Here is a 20,786-nt window from a genome sequence, read left to right on the forward strand (position 1 = left end):
GCCCCGCCGATCACCGGCACGCTGCGGCGTACCGGTGATCGGCGGGTGACCGGGTGCGGTCAGCGGGTCAGCGGTCCTGCCAGGCCGCCGGGAAGCCCGGCAGGTCCTCGCCGCCGAACTTGGCGTAGTGCAGGGCGGGCATGTCGGCGTTGCGCTCGAGGTAGTCGTCGCGCTCGGCCTCGGTGATCTCGTCCTGCGGGAGCACCCACTCCGAGGGCACCTGCTCGCCGGCCCAGATCATGGTCGCGGCGAGGATCGGGGTGCGCCACTGGAAGTTCGAGTAGACCGGAGCGACGGCGGTCATGCCGGTCTCCTGCCACTTGCGCATGAAGCTCAGCTCGTCCTCGCCGGCCATGACCGGGTAGTCGTTGCCGGTGTCCTCGAACGCCTCGATGGCCGCGACGGCGCCGTCACCGGCGTCCATCCAGATGCCGTCGACCTCGCCGCGCTGCAGGTACTGCGTGACGATGTTCTTGATCTCCGCGCCGTCGCCGCCGGTGAACTCGTCGCCGAGCACCTCCAGCTCGCTGTCGGCGAAGATCTCCTGCGCCGCCGCCCAGCGATTCTCCAGCACGTCGACACCCGGCAGGATGCGCAGCGCCAGCACCGTCGAGCCCGGCTCGAGGTTGTCGACCAGGAACTCCGCCGCGTCGGCGCCGTACGCGTAGCCGCCGATCGGGTGGATGAACGTCACCATGCAGTCGGTGTTGACGCCGCGGTCGAACACGATGACCGGCACGCCGCTCGCGCAGGCCGCCTCGACGGCCGGAGTGAGCGTCGCCGTCGTCGACGGCGAGATGATGATCGCGTTGCAGTCGCCGGCGTCGATGAACGCCTGGATGTCGGAGATCTGCTGGTTGTCGTCGTCGGCGGCGTCGGACACCCGGAACTCGCCGATCAGGCCCTGCTGCTGCAGCACCTCGACCTGCTGCTGCATGGTGATCCAGCCGGTGACGCGCCACGGGTTGCTGACCGAGGCGTTGGAGAAGCAGAGCGTGTTGCCGTCCTGCGCGAACTCCGCGGTGTCGACGTACTCGGGCTCGATCGCCTGCAGCCACGGCGTGGCCGGGTCACCTTCGGGCTCGATGTCACGCTGGGCGAGCTGGCGCTCGAAGTCGGCGCGGACGAAGAACTCGCCGTCCGCCGTCTCCTGCTCCGGCTCCTCCTCGCCCTCGGCGCCCGGGTCCTCGGCGGCCGCGGACTCGTCGGGTGCCGCGGTGTCGGCCGGCTCGTCGGTGGTGCAGGCCGCGAGCATCAGGGCCGCGGCAGCCGCTGCCGCCAGTAGAGCGCGCGTAGTGCGCATCGTTCCCCCTCCTTGGGTGACGATCACAAATGGGTCAGGACTGCGTTGCGGGTTGGGGTTGGGTCGGGACTTCCTGGTGGTGCCGGGGACGCGCCCTCTCACGGGCCGCATAGGCGACAGCCGCGATGATGATCACGCCTTGGACCGCCGGCCTGATGGTCGACGGCAAGCTCAGCTGGTTGAACAGGACGAACAGCGCCTCGAGCGTGAGCGCACCGGCCATGGCGGCGATGACGGAGCCCTTGCCGCCGCCGAGCACGACACCGCCCAGCACCACGGCGGTGATCGCGGTGAACTCCAGGCCCTGGCCGACCTGCGCCGTGACGCCCGCGTACCCGCCGATGAGGATCGCGGCGAGGGTCGCCATGACGCTGGAGGCGACGAACGCCAGGGTGCGGACCCGCCAGACCCGGACGCCGGCGAACCCGGCCGCCCGCTCGTTGTCGCCGGTGGCCATCAACGTGCGGCCGTACGAGCTGCGCATGACCGCCACGGCGACGATGACGATCCCGAGCAGGATCATCAGCGCCCACGGCAGTTGCCGTACGACCGCCATGTCGATGCCGCCGCGCCCGGGCTGGCGGAACGCCTCGGACAGGGCGCCGGTGGGTGCGCCGCCGGTCCACAACCGGATGGCGCCGTAGAGCACCAGCATCATGCCGAGGGTCGTGATGAACGACTGCACCTTCAGCAGCGTCGTGACCAGCCCGTTGACCAGGCCGACCAGGATGCCGAACCCGAGCATCAGCAGGATGACGGGGACGGTGCGGCCCTCCTCGCCGTCGATCAGCGCCGCGGCGATGACCACCTGGGCGCCCACCAGCGACCCGACCGACAGGTCGAACTCGCCGGACACGATGACGAAGTACTGGCCGATCGCGAGGATCATCAGCGGAGCGGCCTGCTTGAGGAACGCCATCAGCGACGGCGGCTCGGCGAAGCTCGGGTTCACGATGAAGATCCACGCGAACACGACGATGAGCAGCGCGAACACCGTGCCGCTGCCGCCGCCGAAGAGACGCGCGAGCAGGTCGCCGACGCTCGGGCGCCGGGAGGGCTGCTGGGTCGTGGCGCTCACTTGGTGCCTCCCGTGCTGCCGGCCGGGACGGGGTCGCCGGGTGCTGAGTCCGGTGGCGGCGGGCCGGGTGGCGCGGAGCCGCCGCTGCCGCCGTCACCCCCGAAGCGGACCCGGCTGGCCTTCCGGTCGATCTGCCGGCGGGCGTAGATGGCGACGGCGGCGACGATGATCACGCCGCGCAGCACGTCCTTGAAGAACGGGTCGACCTCGAGGATGTTGAAGACGGTGTCGAGCACGGCCAGGATCAGCACGCCGGCGATGGTGCCGCCGATGCCGCCGCGCCCGCCCATGAGCAGCGTCCCGCCGAGCACGACGGCGGCGATGGAGTCGAGGTCGTAGCCGGAGTCGTAGACCAGCGCGCTGCCGGTGCCGAACCGGGCCGCGAGCAGCAGGCCGGCCAGGCCCGCGGCGACCGCGCACAGCACGTGCGCCGTCACGATCACCCGGCCGGTGCGGATGCCCGAGAGCCGCGAGACGTCCTCGCTGCCGCCCACGGCGAACATGTGGTAGCCGGTGCGGGTCTTGCGCAGGAACAGGATCCCGGCGACGGCGACGGCCAGCATGACGATCGTCGACAGCGGGACCGGGCCGATGCGGCTGTAGCCGAACTGCTGGAACGAGCTCGGCACGTCGCCGGCCGGACCCTGGTACTCGGTGTCGAGATAGCCCTTGATGATCAGCCCGACGCCCAGCGTCGCGATGAACGGGTTCACCTTGAGCACCGAGATGATCAGGCCGTTGGTCAGGCCGATCAGGGCGGCCACCACCAGGACGGCGCCGATGGCCAGCGGCACCCGGGCGGGGTCGCCGTTCATCGTCGTCGCGGCGATCAGGCTGCACAGCGCCATGACGTAGCCGACCGACAGGTCGAGCGACCGGCAGAGGATCACCAGCGTCTGGCCGATGGCGACGAACCCGAGCAGGCTCGACCGGGTCAGCATGTCGCGGGTGTTCGCGGTGCTGAACAGGTTGTGTCCGTCGACGGCGACCAGGATGGCGCCGATGACCACGACCCCGGCGAGCGCCAGCCACACCAGCTCGGTGGCGCCCAGACGGCGGCGGGCGGTGCGGGTGCTCCCGGCGACGGCGACCGCGCGGCTCATGACTGCTCCCCGTTGGTTGCGGCGTCGTGCCCCGTCGCCAGGGCCATGACGGTCTCCTCGCCGATGTCTCCGGGGCCGCCGGTCAGCTGACCCGCGATGCGGCCGTCGCGCAGGACGACGACGCGGTCGGCCATGCCGATGACCTCGGGCAGCTCGGACGAGATCATGAGAATCGCCACGCCCTGCGCCGACAGCTCGCGCATGAGCGTGTAGACGCGTTCCTTCGCGCCGACGTCGATGCCGCGGGTGGGCTCGTCGAGCACGATCACCTTCGGCTCAGTGGCCAGCCACTTGGCCAGCACGACCTTCTGCTGGTTGCCGCCGGAGAGGAACCGCACCTCCTGGCTGCTGCCGCGCGAGACAAGCTCGAGCGAGTTGAGGATGCCGGGAATGCGCCGGGCGCCCTGCGCCGCACGGCGGGGCAGGACGGCGTCGAGCACCAGCCGCGCGTTGGCCGCGACGGACTGGTTGAGCACCAGGCCCTCGCCCTTGCGGTCCTCGGTGACCAGCGCCAGCCCGGACCGGACGGCCTGCCGCGGCGAGCGCAGCGTCACCGGGCGGCCGTCGAGCAGCACCTCGCCGCGGGTGAACCGGTCGACCCCGAACAGCGCGTGCGCGATCTCGGTCCGCCCGCTGCCCTGCAGCCCGGCCAGCGCCACGATCTCGCCGCCGCGGACCGTCAGGTCGATGCCGTCGACCTGCTCGTTGCCGCCCTGGCGGATCTCGAGCCGGACGTCGCCGGGTTCGGTTCCCGGCACCTTGTCCGGGAAGAAGCTGGAGATCGGCCGGCCGACCATCTTGCGGACCAGCTCGTCGGAGGTGATGTCGGCGGTCGCGACGGTATCGACCAGCGCGCCGTCCTTGAGGATCGTGACGCGGTCGGACAGGTCGAAGATCTCCTTGAGCCGGTGCGACACGTAGAGGATGGCGACGCCGCGCTGCTTCAGCGTCGCGATGAGGCGGTAGAGCAGTTCCACCTCCTCGTCGGCCAGCGCGGCGGTCGGCTCGTCCATCGAGATGATCCGCGCGTCGTAGGACAGCGCCTTGACGATCTCGACGATCTGCTGGCCGGCCACCGACAGCGAACGCACCCGCGTCTCCGGTCGCAGCCAGGTGAGCCCAAGGTCGGTCAGTAGCGCCTGGGTGTCGGCGTTCATCCGCCCCGCGTCGACCAGCCGGTTGCGGCGCGGCTCGCGGCCGAGGAACACGTTCTCGGCGACGGTGCGCTCCGGCAGCAGGTTGAACTCCTGGAACACCGTCGACACACCGGCCTGCTGCGCCTGCAGCGGGTGCTCGAACCGGACGCTCTGCCCGTCGAGCTCGACGGTGCCGCCGTCCGCCTGGTAGACGCCGGCGAGGATCTTCATCAGCGTCGACTTGCCGGCGCCGTTCTCGCCGATGAGCGCGTGCACCTCGCCCGCGCGCAGATCGAGGTCGACGCCGTGCAGCACCTGGACCCCGAGGAACGACTTCTCGATGCCGCTCATCCGCAGCAGCGTCGTGGCGGGACTCACCACGTCAGAGCTCATGCGGGCACCTCCACCCACTCGCCCTCGGCGGCCGACGTCATGACGGCCTCGGCCAGCCGGGCCGCGCGCAGGCCGTCGTCGAAAGTGGGCAGGCCGTCGGGCGTCGCGCCGACGATCGCGGCCTGGGTGTCGGCGACGAACGCGTCGAAGCAGTCCTGGTAGCCCTGGGCGTGGCCGGCGGGAACGCGGGCGTACCGGGCGGCCTGGGCGCTGAGCGTCTCGGGGTCGCGGACCAGCTGGCTGCTGCGCTCGCGGCCGCCCCACCACAGCTGCTCGGGGTTCTCCTGGTCGAACGAGAACGACCCGCGCGACCCGGACACCTCGAGCAGCAGCCGGTTCTTGCGCCCGGCCGAGACCTGGCTGACGACGACGGAGCCGATGGCGCCGCTCGCCGTGGCGAACTGGACCACGACGACGTCCTCGGTGGTGACGTTGCGCAGGGTGTCGACGCCGCGCAGCTTGTTCACCGTCGACGACTGGGCCGCGATCCGGGTGATCCGCTCCCCCGTCACGAACTCGAGCAGGTCGCACCAGTGCGAGCCGATGTCGCCGAACGCGCGTGTGGGTCCGCCGAGGTGGGGGTCGACCCGCCAGTTGTCGTCGGTGGGGTGCAGCAGCCAGTCCTGCAGGTAGCTGCCGTGGGCCAGGAAGACGGTGCCGACCTCGCCGGAGCGGACCCGCTCGCGGGCCTCGCGGACCATCGGGTGGAAGCGGTAGACGAACGGGACGGCGGCGACCCGGCCCGCCTCGCGCGCGGCGTCGGTCATCGCCGCGGCGGCCGTGCTGGAGATGGCCAGCGGCTTCTCGCATACGACGTGCTTGCCGGCGGCGAGCGCGGCCAGCACCACCGGTTCGTGCAGGTGGTTGGGGGTGCAGACGTGGACGACGTCGACGTCGGCGGTGTCGAGCAGCTCGTCGAGGGAGGCGAAGACCGCGTCGGCCTGCAGGTCGCCCTGGGCCGCGGCGGCGCGCTCCGGGGTGGAGCCGACGGCCCCGACCACCCGGCCGCCGGCGACCTGGACCGCCCGTGCGTGCACCCGGCCCATGAAGCCCGTCCCGACGATCGCTGCTCGGTATCCCGTCATCGAGACGGGGTCGTCGCCGGCCTCGCGGTCTGTGATCGGAGTCACTGCCATGGCAGAGGAACTTAGAGGCACTTTTGCACGCACGTCAAGCAAAAGTTGCGTGGCGATTACCGCATCTCCGGATGTTGCACGGAAAGAAGTCTGGTGTGTTTCACTAGTGCCATGCTCGAAGGCGGAGGCGTCACGACGTCACGGCCGGCAAACGTGCTGCCAGACGGCACCTCGATGTACTCGGCGGGGTCCCTCTTCCAGTTGCTGCGCGACGGCCGGCCGCGTACGCGTGCCGAACTGGCCACCGAGACCGGGCTGGCCCGCTCGACGGTCACCCAGCGCGTCGACGCGCTGCTCGCGAGCAACCTCATCGGCCCGGCCGACAAGGCCGCCTCCACCGGCGGCCGGCCGCCCACGCGCTTCGCCTTCAACCCCAACGCGCGCTACGTGCTGGCCGCCGACATCGGCGCCACGCACGCCCGCCTCGCCCTCACCGACCTCGCCGCCCAGGTGCTCGCCCAGTCCGCCGACGACCTGCTGGTCGCCGCCGGGCCCGAGACCGTCCTCGACTGGGTCGACCGCGTGGGCCACGAACTGATCCGCGAGGCCGGCCGCGACCCCGCCGACCTCCTGGGCGTTGGCATCGGGCTGCCCGGCCCGGTCGAGCACTCCACCGGCCGCCCTGTCAGCCCGCCGATCATGCCCGGCTGGGACGGCTTCGACGTGCAGGGCTACCTGCAGGACCGCTTCGGCGGCGTCGTCGTGCTGGTCGACAACGACGTCAACATCATGGCGCTCGGCGAGCACGACGTCGCCTGGAGCGACGCGCCGCACATGATGTTCGTCAAGGTCGCCACCGGCATCGGCAGCGGCCTCATCAGCGACGGCCGGCTGCACCGCGGCGCGCAGGGCGCGGCCGGCGACATGGGCCACCTGCAGCTGCCGCACGGCGCCGACATCGTCTGCCGCTGCGGCAACACCGGCTGCCTCGAGGCCGTCGCCAGCGGCGCCGCCATCGCCGCCAAGCTGGCCGCCCGCGGCATCGAGGCCTCCACCAGCTTCGACGTCGTGGGGCTGGCCCGCGGCGGCAACATCGAGGCGCTGCAGCTGCTGCGGCAGGCCGGCCGCGACATCGGCGAGGTACTGGCCGCCGCGGTCAGCCTGTTCAACCCGTCGGTCATCGTCATCGGCGGCTCGCTCTCGCAGGCCGGCGAGCACCTGATCGCGGGCGTGCGCGAGATCGTCTACCGGCGCTCGCTCCCGCTGGCCACCCAGGACCTGCGCATCGTGCAGTCCAGCACCGGCGACCGCGCCGGCATCATCGGCGCCGCGGTCATGGTCATCGACCACGCCCTCGCGCCGGCCCAGGTCGACGTCCTCATGTCGGCCGCGGCGGCGCCCGCCGCCATGAGCTGACCACGTCCGCTCAGTTCTCCCAGCGCGGCAGCAGCTCGACCACCCGTTCCACCGCGGCGACCATGCCGTCCGGCGCCTGACGCCGGCTCGCGATGCGCAGCACGACGCCGACGCGCGAGCCGATCGATGAGCTGACGGCCTGGTACTCGGTGCCGCCCGGCCCGGTCTCGACGTTCGCGCCTGGGAACGGGCTGCACGCCTGAGTCACCGGGCACACCGCGTCGTACGGCGCCGCGCGTTGCCACACTTCGACGTCGACCTCGACGCCGTCAGGTAACACGTATCGGCCGACCAGGGAGCCGGGACCGTTGCGATCCACGTCGACGTCCAACGGACTTCGTTCCGTCAGCGGGCCCAGGCCCAGCTCGGCCTCGACGCCCGCCCGGACGTCCTCCCAGCGGGCCGCGGCCGACTCCAGGTCCACGCCGGTCGACCAGGCGATCCCGCCCTCGGCGGCGACCGAGAGCGCGGCCTCGGCCAGCGCGGTCGCCTCGTCCCGGGTCAGCGTCACACCGTCGCGGACGTCCCAGGTCATCAGGACGCCGTGCGTGCCGTCCAGGAGCGACACCAGCCCGGTGCCGCCGCCCAGCACGTCGGCCACCACCCGCCAGCGACCCGCGTCGTCCTGACCCTCGACACAAGGCCGCGGAGCCACGGTGACGGCCAGCTCGGGCGTCGGCTCGCTGCACGGCCGGAAGGCGTCGGCGTGGTCCTCGTGCACGATGACGGTGGCCGCGAACCGCTCGTCGCCGCGCTGGAGCTGCAAGGACAGCGTGGGCTCGACCGGATCGCCGCTGACGTCGGCCGCGAGTGACACGTCGGCGGGCAACGCGTCCTCCACGGCCCGCCACACCGCCGACCTCATCGGGTCGTCGGCCACGACCGGCGCCACGACCGGGGCCACCACCGGCTGCGGGACGTCCTCCGTGAGCGGCCGCCGCGCCACCTCGCCGTCGACGACCGACATCGGCGACGACGGCAGGGCGAGGCCGACGGCGACGACGGCAAGAGCGGCGACGGCCGCGCCGGCGCCGATGCGGCGGCGGCGGACCCGGGCCCGGCCGCCGCGCACCACCGCGTCGAGGTCGAACGGAGCGGGTGGCTCGGTCGCGGCCGCCGCACGGCGTACCCGGGTGATCGTCTCGTCGGTCATCACGCACCTCCGCCGTTCTCCGTCACGTACTGCCCGGTGAGATCGCGGCGCAGCCGGGCGAGCGCGTCGTGGGTCTGCCGCTTCACCGTGCCCTGGCCGACGCCCAGAATGGCCGCGACCTCGTCGACCGAGCGGTCCTCCAGGAACCGCAGCACCACGACCGCTCGCTGCTTGACCGTCAGCCCGGCGAGCGCGCCGGCGAGGTCGAGACGAGCGGCGATACCGTCGGCGTGGTCGCCGGACGGCACCTCCGGGAGCTCCTCACGCGTGTACTCCCGCCGCCACCAGGGCCGCCGCGTCTCGCTGATGGCGCGGCGCACCAATGTCGTGCGCAAGTAGGCGCCCGGGTCGCTGGCGGCGTGCGCCCGCGGCCAGGCGGCATAGACCCGCTCCAGCGCGTCCTGCACGAGGTCGTCTGCCCGGTGCCAGTCACCGCACATCGCGTAGGCCAGCCGCCGCAGCCGCGGCAGCTCCGCCCCGGTCACCGCGAGGAACGAGTCCTCGAGCTCCGCCCGCATCCGTCTCCGCCTCTCTCGGCCGTCGCAGGATAGACGCGCGGCCCGGGCGGGCGGTTGTGTGTCAGTTCTCGGCGAGGAGCTGCTCGAAGGGGGTCGGGACGGCGAACGGGTCGGCGGCCTGACGGGGTGGGCGGACGGCCACGAGGTCGGCGAACTCGCGCACGCCCCGCTCGATGCGCCGCGTCAGCCCCGTGGGTGCGCCGGCGCCGTCACCGTCGCCGCCGGTCTCCGCGCCCCAGTCGGCGGTGGCCGCGTAGACCGCCGTCGGCACGACGATCGCGTGCAGGTAGGTGAACAGCGGCCGCATGGCGTGCTCGAGCGCGAGAGAGTGCCGCTCCGTCCCGCCGGTGGCGCCGAGCAGCACCGGCATGCCCTCGAGCGCGTCGGCCTCGACCACGTCGAAGAAAGTCTTGAACAGGCCGCTGTAGGAGGCGGTGAAGATCGGCGACACGGCGATGAGCCCGTCGGACGTCGTCACCGCCTCGATGGCCGCGCCGAGCGTCGGGCTCGGGAAGCCGCTGAGCAGGTGGTTCGTGAGGTCGTGCGCGTACTCGCGCAGTTCTATGACCCGCAGGTCGACATCGACGTCGCGCGCGGCGAACTGCCGGCCCGCCGCCTCGGCGAGCCGGTCGGCCAGCAGCCGCGTCGACGACGGCTGGCGCAGCCCCGCCGACACGACCGCCACCCGGCGCGTCGTCGATGTCGTCATCGCGAGGCCTCCGCGGCGTCCGCGACCCGGCCGGTGACGTCGTCGACGGCGTGCACCGTCGTGTCGCGCCCGCCGCCGGCCGCCTCGACCAGCGACGCGTGGGTCGGTGCGTCGGGGATGTGCGCCGGCCGGCCGGTGGCCATCTCGCGGCGCAGCACCGGCACGACCTCGGTGCCGAGGATCTCGATCTGCTCGAGGACGATGTCGAGCGGGAGCCCGGCATGGTCCATGAGGAACAGCTGGCGCTGGTAGTGGCCGACGTCGTCGCGCATGGCCGCGTACCGGTCGATGACCTGCTGCGGGCTGCCGACCGTCAGCGGCGTCTGCTCGGTGAACTCCTCGAGCGAGGGGCCGTGGCCGTAGACCGGCGCCACGTCGAAGTAGGGCCGGAACTCGCGCACCGCGTCCTGCGAGTTGGGCCGCATGAACACCTGGCCGCCGAGCCCGACGATGGCGGTGTCGGCCGCGCCGTGGCCGTAGTGCTCGAAGCGGCGGCGGTAGAGCGCGACCATCTGCTTCGTGTGCGACATCGGCCAGAAGATGTTGTTGTGGAAGAAGCCGTCACCGTAGTAGGCGGCCTGCTCCGCGATCTCGGGGCTGCGGATCGAGCCGTGCCAGACGAACGGCGGCACACCGTCGAGCGGGCGCGGCACCGACGTGAAGCCCTGCAGCGGGGTGCGGAACCGGCCCTGCCAGTCGACGACGTCCTCCCTCCACAGCCGGTGCAGCAACGCGTAGTTCTCCACAGCCAGCGCGATGCCGTCGCGGATGTCCTTGCCGAACCACGGGTAGACCGGGCCGGTGTTGCCGCGGCCCATCATGAGGTCGACGCGGCCGTCGGTGAGGTGCTGCAGCTTGGCGTAGTTCTCCGCGATCAGCACCGGGTCGGTGGTCGTGATCAGCGTCGTCGCCGTCGAGAGGATGATCCGCTCGGTCTGCGCGCCGATGTAGGCCAGCGTCGTGGTGGGCCCCGAGGCGATGAACGGCGGGTTGTGGTGCTCGCCGGTCGCGAAGACGTCGAGGCCGACCTCTTCCGCCTTCTTGGCGATCGCGACCGTCGCCTTGATCCGCTCGTGCTCCGTCGGGGTTCGCCCCGTGGTGGGATCGGTGGTCACGTCGCCCACCGTGAAGATCCCGAACTGCATCTTCCGTCACTCCCTCTCGCCGGATGTTGACGTGTCAACCAAATGTACCCGCCACAACCGGAAGGTGCGTGCTCGTATTCCAGGGTGACACGCTTCGGTTCACCCGTGCAGTCGTGTGCGCGCCTCGGCGTAGGTGTCACGGACCCGGCTGCCGCCGTCGCCGCTGGGCTCGAGGGTCGTCTCGGTGTCGAGCGGCCAGGCGGGCGGGGTCGCGGCGCCCGAGAGCGCCCAGGCGGCCTGCCGGGCGGCGCCGAGCGCGACGTACTCCCCCGGCGCGGGCACGACGACGGGGACGCCGAACACCTCGGGGGCGACGGCGCGGACGGCGGCGGACTTGGCGGCGCCGCCGATGAGCAGCACCCGGCGCACGGTGACGCCCTGCGCGGCGAGCGCGTCGACGCCGTCGGCCAGGCCGCAGAGCATGCCCTCGACGGCGGCGCGGGCCAGGTTCGACGGGGTCATGGCGACGCGGGTGAGGTTGACCAGCGAGCCGGTCGCGTCCGGCAGGTCGGGGGTGCGCTCGCCGTCGAGGTACGGCAGCAGCACCAGGCCGCCGGCGCCGGACTCCGCCTCGAGGGCGAGCCGGTCGAGGCCGGCGAGGTCGGTGCCGAGCAGCGTCGCGGCAGCGGTGAGCACCCGGGCGGCGTTGAGAGTGGCGACGAGCGGCAGGTGCCGGCCGGTGGCGTCGGCGAATCCGGCGACCGTGCCGGTGGCGTCGGCGACCGGCGCCTCGGCGACGGCGAACGCGGTGCCGCTGGTGCCGAGCGAGACGACGACGTCGCCGGGCTCGAGCGTCAGGCCCAGCGCGGCGCCCATGTTGTCGCCGGTGCCGGGGGCGATGGCCGCGCCTGACGCCGTCGTCCCGACGGACTCCGACGGCGCAGCCACGCGCGGGACGCCGATCGCCCGGCCGAAGCCGAGCTCCAACAGGTCGGGGCGGTACTCGCCGGTCGCGGCCGACCAGTAACCGGTGCCGGAGGCGTCGCCGCGGTCGGTCGTGGGCTCGGCCGGGCGGCCGGCCAGCTGCCAGGTCAGGTAGTCGTGCGGGAGCATGACCTGGCGGACCCGGGCGGCGTTGTCCTTCTCGTGCTCGGCAAGCCAGCGCAGCTTGGTGACCGTGAAGCTGGCGACCGGGACCAGCCCGACGGCCTCGGCCCAGGCCGCGGGGCCGCCGAGCTCCGCCGTCAGGTCGCGGGCGGCGCCGGCCGAGCGGGTGTCGTTCCAGAGCAGCGCGGGACGCACGACGTCGCCGTCGTCGTCGAGCACCACCATGCCGTGCTGCTGCCCGCCGACGGCGACCGCCGCGGCCCGGTCGAGCAGGCCGTCGCCGGCCTTGCCCAGGGCGTCCCACCAGGCGCGGGGGTCGACCTCGGTCCCGTCGGGGTGGTCCGCCCGCCCGGACTCGACGACGGTGCCGTCGTCGCTGTCGACGAGGACGATCTTGCAGGACTGGGTGGACGAGTCGACGCCAGCGACGAGGGTCATGCCCCGCATCATGCCCGGCAGCCGGTCGTGCGCGCGAGCGCGGGGCTGACTACTGGGCGGCGGGGGCGCTGGCGCGGCGGTAGGCCTCGGCGAGGGCGCCGTCGAACACCTCGACCGGCTGCGCGCCCGAGACGCCGTGGGTGCGGCCCATGACGAAGAACGGGACGCCGCTCGCGCCGAACTGGCGGGCCAGGTCGATCTCGGCGCGGACGTCGTCGGCGTAGGCGTCGCCGTCGAGCACCTTGCGGGTCTCGTCCTCGGGCACGCCCACCTCGGCCGCCAGGCGGACCACGTTCTCCGGAGTGCCCAGATGCACGGACTCGATGAGGTGCGCGTGCATGAGCCGCTCGTGCAGCTCCGGGCCGACGCCGTGCTCGCGGGCCAGGTGCGCGACCCGGTGCGCGTCGAACGTGTTGGCGACCCGGGCGGTGTCGAGGTGGTAGTCGAGGCCCTCGGCGGCGGCGAGCGTGGTGACCCGCTCGTTCATCTGCACGACTTGCTCGGCGCTGACGCCGTACTTCGTCCGCAGGCTCTCCGACACCGGGCCGTCGGCGCCGGGCGGGGTGGACGGGTCCAGCTGGAAGCTGCGCCACACGATCTCGATGTCGCCGGCGTGCTCGAACCGGCCCAGCGCGGTCTCGAGCCGCCGCTTGCCGATGTAGCACCACGGGCAGACGAAGTCCGACCACACCTCGACCAGCACTGTCGTGTTCTCCTCTTCGTTGGGGGATCGCTCAGACGGCGCAGAAGCCGTCGGCGCACTCGCCGGCGTCGGTGGCGCCGTCGGGGGTGCCGAGCACGATGAGCGCGGGTGGCGCCGGCGTGTCGCCGATGTCGGTCGTGGCCGTCAGGTCCCGCGGTTCGCTCATGATGGTTGAAGCGTCAACGGGTACGGGCGCATTCCCGTCGCCGCCGTGATGTGCGCGAGAATGCGGCGTGCACACGCCAGAGCAGCGAGCAGAGATCCGCCGGCGCTTCGCCGCCGTCGACACGTCGAACGTCGCCGACGTCCTGGACGGATTCGGCCGGCCCGACCAGGGGCTGGCGCCGTCGCTGGCGGCGGTGTCGGGCGAGCGGGTGGCCGGCTGGGCGTACACGATCCGCGGCCAGATGCGCCCGTACTCGGGTGGCGGCGACGCGGCCAAGATGGAGGCCTGTCAGGGCATCGGCCCCGACGAGGTCGCCGTCTGGGCCGGCGACGGGCACGGCGTCTGCTACTTCGGCGAGCTGATCGCGCTGGGACTGCGCGAGCGCGGCTGCGTCGGCGCCCTCGTCGACGGCGGGGTGCGCGACCTGCGCTGGCTGCGCCGGCACGACTTCCCGGTGTTCGCCCGCTACCGGACGCCGGTGCAGTCGATCGGGCGGTGGGCGGTCACCGGCTGGCAGGAGCCGGTCTACCTACGCGGCGCGACGACGGCGTGGGTGTCGGTCGAGCCCGGCGACTTCGTGCTCGCCGACGAGGACGGCGCCATCGTGGTGCCGTCCTCGCTGGTCTCGCAGGTGCTGGAGGCCGCGGAGCGGCTGACGGCGACGGAGGTCTCGATCCGGGCGGCGCTGCAGGAGGGACTCACCCTGGTCGAGGCGCTCGCCCGCTTCGGCCACGTCTAGCGTGCAACGGACGGTGATCCGGCGGCGTCCCAGGGGTGAGGCCGGGGAGGCGCCGTGGAGACGTTCGAGGAGTGGGCCGGCAGCAGGCTGGTGCGGCTCAAACGCATCGCCGTCCTGCTGGCCGGGAATCACGCCGACGCCGACGACCTGCTGCAGGAGACGCTGACCAAGGCCTACGTGGGCTGGCGCAAGGTCAGCCGGGCCGACGATCCGGACGCCTACGTGCGGGCCATGCTGGTGAACACGCACATCTCCGCCGCTCGATCCCGGGCACGGCGAACGCAGCGCGACCGGCTCGCGGCGAGCCCGGAGGGCATCGACACCGTTCCGGACGTGGTCGACCGCTCGGCGCTGTCGGCCGCGCTGGCCGAGCTGGGGGCGCGGCAGCGCGCGGTCGTGGTGCTGCGCTACTACTGCGACCTGCCGGACCCCCAGATCGCCGCGCTGCTCGGGTGCAGCGAGGGCACCGTGCGCAGCCAGGCCGCCCGGGCGCTTGCCCACCTGCGCGCCGGCGCCGTGGAAGGCGAGTTGCGATGACCGACGACGACCGGGGAGGTCCGCGATGACGGTGAACGACGAACGCGAGCTGGCCGAGCGCCTGCACGCCGAGGTGACACAGGTCGACGTCGACGCCGCCGTGGTGGGGGTCGCGGTGCGGCACGGACGGCGGCGGGTGCTCCGCCGCCGCATCGCCACGGCCGCCGGGGTGACCGGCGGGCTGGCCGTCGTCGCCGGCGGACTGCTGCTGTGGGCCGACCCGCCCGGCGACACGGCCGACGGCGTCGTCTCGCAGCCCGAGAACGAGGTCCTGCTCATGGCACCGCCCGGTGTGCCGGACTCCCTGGGTCCGGGCCTCAACGTGGCCCGCCTCATGGGGCTGCAGGAGGGCACGCTCGCCGTGGACGACCGGAACTGCCTGGTGCTCGAGTCGAGCGTCGGGGAGCTCCTGGCGGTCGTGTGGCCTGCCGGTTCCACCGCGGCGCGCGACGCCGAGGGCCGCGCCGTGCTGTACGACCACAACGGCGCCGTCGTCGCGCGCGAGGGTCAGGGCATCTCCTTGGGCGGCGGCGTGGGCGGCTCGATCGATCCGGAGCACCCGTGCGCCGCCGACCACGTGTGGTCCGCCAATCCCGGCATCTCGCTGACTCCCGGCACCGATCCCGGCCCGGGTGGCCGGGACGTCACCCTGTCGATCATCGAGCCGATGCTGGCCGCACGTCCGGAGTTCGACGCGGGCTTCCGGCAGTGGAGCCGGCAGGGCGCGGCGGTGATCGTGGGCATCGTCGACTCCGTCGACCCGGCCGCGGCCCAGGCGTTCCAGAACGAGCTGAAGCAGGCCTTGGCCGCCGACGAGGCCGCGTCGAAGCTGTGGTTCCGGTCCGCTGTCGCACCGGAGGCGGAGCTGCAGGCCCTCGCCGACGAGTTCATGGACACCACGTCGGAGTGGGCGAGCGATCCGGCCGGGGTTCAAGAGATCATCAGCATGCCGGTCGAGGGCCTGCTCACGATCCTGGTCGACGGCCCCGAGGTGGCGCCGGGTCTGGACGGCACCACGCGGACACTGCCGTCGGGCGCCGTCGTGACCATCGACGTCATGTCCTGAGCCGGCGGATCCTCAGGCGCTGGTGCCGATGCCCCGCTCGCGGAGGTCGCGGCGGTGCTTCTCGAGCGCCATCAGCTCGCCGAAGAGCCGGTTGTAGATCTCGACCTGCGCCGACGGGTCGGTGCGCTGCAGCTTGGCCTTCAGCGCGACCAGCTGGCGCGACACCCACACCTCGTGCAGCCGCAGCACCACGGAGTCGGCGTAGCGCTGGACGGAGCCTTCGTCGACGGGCATGGCCTCGACGGCGAGCTGGGTGACGATGTGCCGGGCCGACTCGTCGGAGGCCGCGGCCAGCAGCGCCTCGACCCACTCGTGCCCACCGGCCTGGGTGGCGCAGCCGCCGGCCTTGGCGACGGTCTCGCGCACCGCGCGGTAGGCCGGCGACAGGAACGCCTCGGCCCCGAGGTCGTCGAACGTGGGGCCGGCCAGGGCGGGCCGCTGGACGGCGATGCGCAGCGCCGCCCGCTCGAGCTCGAGTGCCTGCGGGTCGACGTTGCCGTGAACGGGCACGCCGAGGGCCTGTTGCCCGGCCGCCGGTGGCGGGGCGGCGCGGCCACGCCCACCCCCGGCGGCGCGACGGTCCGGAACGCCGGCCGCGGCGCGCACGCGCGACACGACGTCGCGTTCCCAGTTCTCCGAATGGCCCGACGGCGGTCCGACCCAGCCGGACAACCGGACGGCGTACTGGTCGCGGACGGAGCGATCGCGGATGCGGGCGATAAAGGGGATCGCCTTGTCCAGTGCACGGGCCCGGCCCTCGGCGTTCTCGAGGTCGTACTCGTCGATCATGGTGCGCACCGCGAACTCGAACAGCGGCCGGTGCCGGGCGATCAGCTCGCGCACGCCGGGGTCGCCCGAGGTCTGCCGCCGCTCGCACGGGTCGAGGCCGTCGGGGTCGATGGCGACGTAGGTCTGCCCGACGAAGCGCTGGTCGCCCTCGAACGCCCGCAGCGCCGCCTTCTGCCCGGCGGCGTCGCCGTCGAAGGTGAAGATGACCTGGCCGCGGTACTCGTCCTGGTCGCGCAGCAGCCGGCGCAGGATCCGCGCGTGGTCCTCGCCGAACGCCGTCCCGCAGGTGGCGACGGCGGTGGTGACGCCGGCCAGGTGGCAGGCCATGACGTCGGTGTACCCCTCGACGACGACCGCCTGCGAGGTGCGGGCGATGTCCTTCTTGGCGAGGTCGACGCCGTAGAGGACGTGGCTCTTCTTGTAGATGGGCGTCTCAGGGGTGTTGAGGTACTTGGCCTCGATGCGGTCGTCGTCGTACAGGCGGCGCGCCCCGAACCCGACGACGTCGCCCAGCAGGTCGTGGATGGGCCAGACCAGCCGGCCGCGGAACCGGTCGTAGGGCGCGTTGCGACCCTGCGCGACCAGCCCCGCGGTGATGATCTCGTGGTCGCTGAACCCCTTCTGCCGCAGGTGCTTGCGCAGCACGTCGCCGCCCTGCGGGGCGTAGCCGACGCCGAAGCGCTGCGCCGCCTCCTGGTCGAACCCGCGCTCGTCGAGGAACCGCCGGCCGATCGTCGACTCCGGCGACCCGGCCAGCTGCTCGGCGTAGTACTCGGCGGCCACACGGTGCGCCTCGACCAGCCGGGTGCGCTGCTCGCGGTTCTGCCGCGGCGCCGGCCCGGACCCCGTCTCCTCGTAGCGCAGCTGCATGCCGACCTTGTCGGCCAGCCGCTCGATCGCCTCGGTGAACGAGAGCTGGTCGATCTTCTGCACGAAGCTGATGACGTCGCCGCCCTCAGAACAGCCGAAACAGTTGCCGGTCAGGATGTTGTCCGCCAGCACGAAGGCATGTCCGTCCCCGACCTCGGCGCAGAAGACCTCCTCGACGCGATCCGTCGTCTCCACCGACCGCACCACCCAACCCCGGCGGGTGTATTTCTTGTGCGCTGAGACGAAACGCTGCCTGTGCTCAGGGATGAGGAAGAACTCGTCGGTGAGATCGTCATTGACTAGATGGATCCGGAAGATGTCGCTCGGCTCCCGGCCTTCGAAGCCTTGGCGAGTCTGCTTGGTGATCCCGAATGTGCCGATCCCCAGCCGCATGCAGAGCGTGCGTACGAACTCGAGGTGCTCCCGCCGCGCTGAGTTGAGGATGACCGTCCCGTCGGCCGCCACACAGCCGTCGGCGGCGAAATAGCCTGCAAGCCAGCCGTAGAGGTACGGAGTCGACTCGTCCAGGTCCGGAAGGTCCTTGAAGAAGCGCGGCAGATGATGGACCAACATGTTCGGGCCCGAGGCGCTGGTGTGACTGTGGGGGAACCACTTCAGCAGTGCAGTGTCTTTTGGCGGACACAGCAGAGCCATGGTGCCAGTGCCGTTGCGCGTGCCGTCGCCGAAGGTGATGCCATGGGCTATGCCGAATGGCGAGGGAGTCGTACGCGCGATGCGTGATCGCGGATATGTGAACGCTAGCTTCGAGCCTGGCCGCAGTTCCTTGGTCAGTACTTCGCGTGTGGACCTCAAAGTCGCACCAGAGCGCACGAACCACCGATGCTCATCGGTCGCGTAGATCTCTTTGACCTGACGATTCCTCGTGAGCGTGATCTTCAGCAGAGGTTGGACGCCGTAGGACTTGAACGGAGCCTCGACCCAGTCAGCATGGCGGTTCAGGATGCGATGCGTTCCACCTGCCAGCTCACGTATGGGTCGCGGACCGTCCCAGGTGAGGACCTCTGTCTCACCCGCGAGGCAATGGAAGAATCCGCGCGCGGGCGTGACGTGGAAAGACGGCGACTTCTCGTCGTGGAAGGGGCAGAGGCCCTTGAGCGACCCGCCGCCCGCGTTGCGCAGCGCGACGTACTCGCCGACGATGACGTCGATGCGGGCGCGCTCGCGAATGGCCGCGATGTCCTCGTCCCGGATTCGACCTGCCACGCGCAGAGTCTACGACCGCCGGCCTCGCGCGGCCTATGTGACCGGCCGTCCGGGGTACGGATCCGGGCATGCCGGAGCTTCCGGACGTCGAGGGCTTCCGCCGGGTGCTGAGCAGAGCGGCCGGACGACGGATCGACGGCGTCGACGTGCTCGATGCGGGCGTGCTCCGGGGCGTCGACGGCGGCGAGCTGCGCGACGCGCTGGTGGGAGCCGCCTTCGCCGGTCCGCGCCGGCACGGCAAGTGGCTGATCGGACCGCTCCGAGCCGGCCCGCGGCACCGCCTCGACGAGCCGAGCGTGGTCTTCCACTTCGGCATGACCGGCTCTCTGACCTGGATCGACGCCGACGCCGATCGGCACCGTCTCGACCGTGTCATCATCAGCGCCGGCTCCCGCGAGCTGCGCTACCGCGACCTGCGCAAGCTGCAGGGCATCCGGCTCGTCCCCGACGACGACGGCGTCGGCTCGCTGCTCGCCGGCCTCGGCCCGGACGCCGCGCGGATCGGTGCCGCCGAGCTCGGCCGGCGCCTCGCCCGCCGGCAGCGCACCCTCAAGCCCGCGCTGACGGACCAGGCCGTCGTCGCGGGGCTGGGGAACCTGCTGGCCGACGAGATCCTGTGGCAGGCCCGCATCCATCCTCGCCGAGGCACCCTGGACCTCACCGACGCCGACCGGCGCCGTCTGCACCGCACCATGACCACCGTTCTGGACCGCTCGACGCGGGTGGGACGGGTGCCCGGCAGGGACGACTGGCTCACCGGCCACCGCGACGACCGTGACGGCGTCTGCCCGCGGTGCGGGACGCCGCTGCGGCGCACGCGGCTCGGCGGCCGCACGACGGTCTGGTGCCCGCGCTGCCAGTCGGAGTGACGACGGCGACCGGCCCTGCCGGCCGGTCAGCGGGTGAGCTGAGTGTGCAGGGCGACGGCGGAGTCGTCGGTCAGGGAGGCGACCTGGTCGACGATGACCCGGAGCCGGGCGGCGTCGTCGGCGGCGGTGGACCAGGCCTCCTGGAACGCCGGCTCCAGCGACCCCGGGGCGCGCAGCCGCAGCGCCGACACGAGCTCCTCGATCAGCTCCCGCTGCCGGGCGTAGATGGGCGCCCGGTCCGACGCCGTCATGACGTAGACGGCGGCCAGGCCCTTGAGCACCGCCACCTCGACCCGGGTCGCCCGCGGCACCACGAGGTCGGCCGCGTAGCGGGTCAGGCTCCCACCGCCGTACGAAGCGTGCGTCGCCCGCTCGGCGTCGTCGCAGAAGCGGCCGATCAGCTGGCTCGTCATGTCCTTCAGCGCCGCCAGCGACCGCAGCCGGCCGTCGTACGACGCGACCCAGTACGGCAGCGCGCGCAGCCGGTCCAGTGCCTCGGTGATCTCCTCGGCCTCGGCGTCGGGCAGGTACCACTCGCGGGTCAGCCCGGCCACCCGCGTGCGCTCATCTGCGTCGTCGAGGCGCCCGCCCACCTGCAGCCGGCCGCCCACGATGGCGTCCTCGACGTCGTGGACGCAGTAGGCGACGTCGTCGGAGAAGTCCATGACCTGCGCCTCGAGGCAGCGGCGATCGCCGGCGGCGCCGTCACGCAGCCAGCCGAACACCTCGGCGTCGTCGTCGTAGACGCCGAACTTGCGGCCCTCGCGTTCGCCGCGGCGCCACGGGTACTTGGTCGAGGCGTCGAGGCTGGCCCGGGTGAGGTTCAGCCCGGCCGACCGGCCGTCGGGGTGTGCGGCCTTCGCCTCGAGCCGGGTGAGCAGCCGCAGCGTCTGCGCGTTGCCCTCGAACCCGCCGATACCGGCCGCGATCTCGTCGAGCACCTGCTCGCCGTTGTGCCCGAACGGCGGATGCCCGAGGTCGTGCGCGAGGCAGGCGGCGTCGACGACGTCGGGGTCGCAGCCGAGCTCCTTGCCGAGCTCGCGGCCGACCTGCGCCACCTCGAGGGAGTGGGTGAGCCGGTTGCGGACGAAGTCGTCGCTGCCGGGCGCCACCACCTGCGTCTTGGCCGCCAGCCGACGCAGCGACGCCGAGTGGACGACGCGTGCCCGGTCGCGCTCGAACGCCGTGCGCACCGCCCGCTTCGGGGGCTCGGCCGCCCACCGCTCGCGGTCGGCGTCGTCGTAGCCGCTCATCACGGCCAGAGGTTACGCTGCCCGGCGCGCCGCCGCGCCCAGTACCCTGGCGCCA

General features: G+C 72.5%; 18 protein-coding genes and 1 pseudogene. 5 read left to right on the forward strand and 14 right to left on the reverse strand.

Annotation, left to right across the window (positions count from 1 at the left end):
• Positions 1-67: 67 nt before the first annotated feature.
• The 5 genes from HD601_RS32275 to HD601_RS32295 are packed head-to-tail and all read right to left on the reverse strand — an operon-like array spanning position 68 to position 6,149.
• Entirely contained in the window at positions 68-1,303 is a 1,236-nt protein-coding gene (locus HD601_RS32275; RefSeq protein WP_184829046.1) for a substrate-binding domain-containing protein, read from the reverse strand.
• 34 nt (positions 1,304-1,337) lie between these two features.
• Positions 1,338-2,381, reverse strand: a complete 1,044-nt coding sequence (locus HD601_RS32280) for an ABC transporter permease (protein WP_184829048.1) — start codon at positions 2,379-2,381, stop codon at positions 1,338-1,340.
• On the reverse strand, positions 2,378-3,484 hold the full coding sequence (locus tag HD601_RS32285; RefSeq protein ID WP_184829050.1) for an ABC transporter permease: 1,107 nt from the start codon (positions 3,482-3,484) through the stop codon (positions 2,378-2,380). The genes HD601_RS32280 and HD601_RS32285 overlap by 4 nt, the downstream gene beginning before the upstream one ends.
• Positions 3,481-5,013, reverse strand: coding sequence for a sugar ABC transporter ATP-binding protein (locus tag HD601_RS32290; RefSeq protein ID WP_184829052.1), 1,533 nt, complete (start codon positions 5,011-5,013; stop codon positions 3,481-3,483). Before HD601_RS32290 ends, HD601_RS32285 begins: the two co-directional genes overlap by 4 nt.
• Positions 5,010-6,149, reverse strand: a complete 1,140-nt coding sequence (locus HD601_RS32295) for a Gfo/Idh/MocA family protein (protein ID WP_184829054.1) — start codon at positions 6,147-6,149, stop codon at positions 5,010-5,012. Before HD601_RS32295 ends, HD601_RS32290 begins: the two co-directional genes overlap by 4 nt.
• 111 nt (positions 6,150-6,260) lie before the next feature.
• Between HD601_RS32295 and HD601_RS32300 the strand changes: the two genes are divergently transcribed.
• The gene (locus HD601_RS32300) at positions 6,261-7,505 is read left to right on the forward strand and encodes an ROK family transcriptional regulator (protein WP_221441493.1); all 1,245 of its coding nucleotides are present in this window, start codon (positions 6,261-6,263) and stop codon (positions 7,503-7,505) included.
• 10 nt (positions 7,506-7,515) lie between these two features.
• Here HD601_RS32300 and HD601_RS32305 read toward each other — a convergent pair whose 3' ends face one another.
• From HD601_RS32305 to HD601_RS35260, 7 genes are all read right to left on the reverse strand, one after another.
• Positions 7,516-8,658, reverse strand: coding sequence for a hypothetical protein (locus HD601_RS32305; RefSeq protein WP_184829055.1), 1,143 nt, complete (start codon positions 8,656-8,658; stop codon positions 7,516-7,518).
• The gene (locus HD601_RS32310) at positions 8,658-9,176 is read right to left on the reverse strand and encodes a SigE family RNA polymerase sigma factor (protein WP_184829057.1); all 519 of its coding nucleotides are present in this window, start codon (positions 9,174-9,176) and stop codon (positions 8,658-8,660) included. The genes HD601_RS32305 and HD601_RS32310 overlap by 1 nt, the downstream gene beginning before the upstream one ends.
• A gap of 61 nt (positions 9,177-9,237) precedes the next feature.
• Positions 9,238-9,885, reverse strand: coding sequence for an FMN reductase (locus HD601_RS32315; protein WP_184829059.1), 648 nt, complete (start codon positions 9,883-9,885; stop codon positions 9,238-9,240).
• The gene (locus HD601_RS32320) at positions 9,882-11,030 is read right to left on the reverse strand and encodes an LLM class flavin-dependent oxidoreductase (protein ID WP_184829061.1); all 1,149 of its coding nucleotides are present in this window, start codon (positions 11,028-11,030) and stop codon (positions 9,882-9,884) included. Before HD601_RS32320 ends, HD601_RS32315 begins: the two co-directional genes overlap by 4 nt.
• Before the next feature lie 99 nt (positions 11,031-11,129).
• Positions 11,130-12,515, reverse strand: a complete 1,386-nt coding sequence (xylB, locus tag HD601_RS32325) for a xylulokinase (RefSeq protein ID WP_184829063.1) — start codon at positions 12,513-12,515, stop codon at positions 11,130-11,132.
• 49 nt (positions 12,516-12,564) lie between these two features.
• Positions 12,565-13,218 carry a DsbA family protein gene (locus HD601_RS32330; RefSeq protein WP_184829065.1) on the reverse strand — a complete coding sequence of 218 codons (654 nt, stop codon included), beginning with the start codon at positions 13,216-13,218 and terminating at the stop codon, positions 12,565-12,567.
• Positions 13,219-13,249: 31 nt separating this feature from the next.
• A complete protein-coding gene (locus HD601_RS35260; protein ID WP_281386385.1) occupies positions 13,250-13,384 on the reverse strand; it encodes a hypothetical protein in 135 nt (44 codons plus the stop codon).
• 67 nt (positions 13,385-13,451) lie between these two features.
• Between HD601_RS35260 and HD601_RS32335 the strand changes: the two genes are divergently transcribed.
• Genes HD601_RS32335 through HD601_RS32345 form a run of 3 tightly spaced genes read left to right on the forward strand, consistent with a single transcriptional unit; the run spans position 13,452 to position 15,726 of the window.
• The gene (locus HD601_RS32335; protein WP_184829068.1) at positions 13,452-14,123 is read left to right on the forward strand and encodes an RraA family protein; all 672 of its coding nucleotides are present in this window, start codon (positions 13,452-13,454) and stop codon (positions 14,121-14,123) included.
• 54 nt (positions 14,124-14,177) lie between these two features.
• Positions 14,178-14,660, forward strand: a complete 483-nt coding sequence (locus tag HD601_RS32340; RefSeq protein ID WP_184829070.1) for a SigE family RNA polymerase sigma factor — start codon at positions 14,178-14,180, stop codon at positions 14,658-14,660.
• A gap of 25 nt (positions 14,661-14,685) precedes the next feature.
• Positions 14,686-15,726, forward strand: a complete 1,041-nt coding sequence (locus HD601_RS32345) for a hypothetical protein (protein WP_184829072.1) — start codon at positions 14,686-14,688, stop codon at positions 15,724-15,726.
• Positions 15,727-15,738: 12 nt separating this feature from the next.
• Here HD601_RS32345 and dnaG read toward each other — a convergent pair.
• Positions 15,739-18,609, reverse strand: a pseudogene (gene dnaG / locus HD601_RS32350) (DNA primase); the annotation flags it as partial.
• A 68-nt stretch (positions 18,610-18,677) separates the two neighbouring features.
• Between dnaG and HD601_RS32355 the strand changes: the two are divergent.
• A complete protein-coding gene (locus tag HD601_RS32355) occupies positions 18,678-19,478 on the forward strand; it encodes an Fpg/Nei family DNA glycosylase (protein ID WP_184829076.1) in 801 nt (266 codons plus the stop codon).
• Positions 19,479-19,504: 26 nt separating this feature from the next.
• On the opposite strand, the gene HD601_RS32360 is transcribed toward HD601_RS32355, so the two are convergent.
• Positions 19,505-20,731 (reverse strand): deoxyguanosinetriphosphate triphosphohydrolase, encoded by a 1,227-nt coding sequence (locus tag HD601_RS32360; protein ID WP_184829078.1) that lies wholly within the window; start codon positions 20,729-20,731, stop codon positions 19,505-19,507.
• Positions 20,732-20,786 lie beyond the last annotated feature (55 nt).

Origin of the sequence: Jiangella mangrovi (genome assembly GCF_014204975.1) — a bacterium.
GTDB classification, from domain to species: Bacteria; Actinomycetota; Actinomycetes; order Jiangellales; family Jiangellaceae; genus Jiangella; species Jiangella mangrovi.

Coding starts and splice junctions, on each gene's coding strand:
- HD601_RS32275 (WP_184829046.1), bottom strand. CDS start 1,303: ATGCGCACTACGCGCGCTCTACTGGCGGCAGCGGCTGCCGCGGCCCTG.
- HD601_RS32285 (WP_184829050.1), bottom strand. CDS start 3,484: ATGAGCCGCGCGGTCGCCGTCGCCGGGAGCACCCGCACCGCCCGCCGC.
- HD601_RS32290 (WP_184829052.1), bottom strand. CDS start 5,013: ATGAGCTCTGACGTGGTGAGTCCCGCCACGACGCTGCTGCGGATGAGC.
- HD601_RS32295 (WP_184829054.1), bottom strand. CDS start 6,149: ATGGCAGTGACTCCGATCACAGACCGCGAGGCCGGCGACGACCCCGTC.
- HD601_RS32300 (WP_221441493.1), top strand. CDS start 6,261: ATGCTCGAAGGCGGAGGCGTCACGACGTCACGGCCGGCAAACGTGCTG.
- HD601_RS32305 (WP_184829055.1), bottom strand. CDS start 8,658: ATGACCGACGAGACGATCACCCGGGTACGCCGTGCGGCGGCCGCGACC.
- HD601_RS32310 (WP_184829057.1), bottom strand. CDS start 9,176: ATGCGGGCGGAGCTCGAGGACTCGTTCCTCGCGGTGACCGGGGCGGAG.
- HD601_RS32315 (WP_184829059.1), bottom strand. CDS start 9,885: ATGACGACATCGACGACGCGCCGGGTGGCGGTCGTGTCGGCGGGGCTG.
- HD601_RS32320 (WP_184829061.1), bottom strand. CDS start 11,030: ATGCAGTTCGGGATCTTCACGGTGGGCGACGTGACCACCGATCCCACC.
- xylB (WP_184829063.1), bottom strand. CDS start 12,515: ATGACCCTCGTCGCTGGCGTCGACTCGTCCACCCAGTCCTGCAAGATC.
- HD601_RS35260 (WP_281386385.1), bottom strand. CDS start 13,384: ATGAGCGAACCGCGGGACCTGACGGCCACGACCGACATCGGCGACACG.
- HD601_RS32345 (WP_184829072.1), top strand. CDS start 14,686: ATGACGGTGAACGACGAACGCGAGCTGGCCGAGCGCCTGCACGCCGAG.
- HD601_RS32355 (WP_184829076.1), top strand. CDS start 18,678: ATGCCGGAGCTTCCGGACGTCGAGGGCTTCCGCCGGGTGCTGAGCAGA.
- HD601_RS32360 (WP_184829078.1), bottom strand. CDS start 20,731: ATGAGCGGCTACGACGACGCCGACCGCGAGCGGTGGGCGGCCGAGCCC.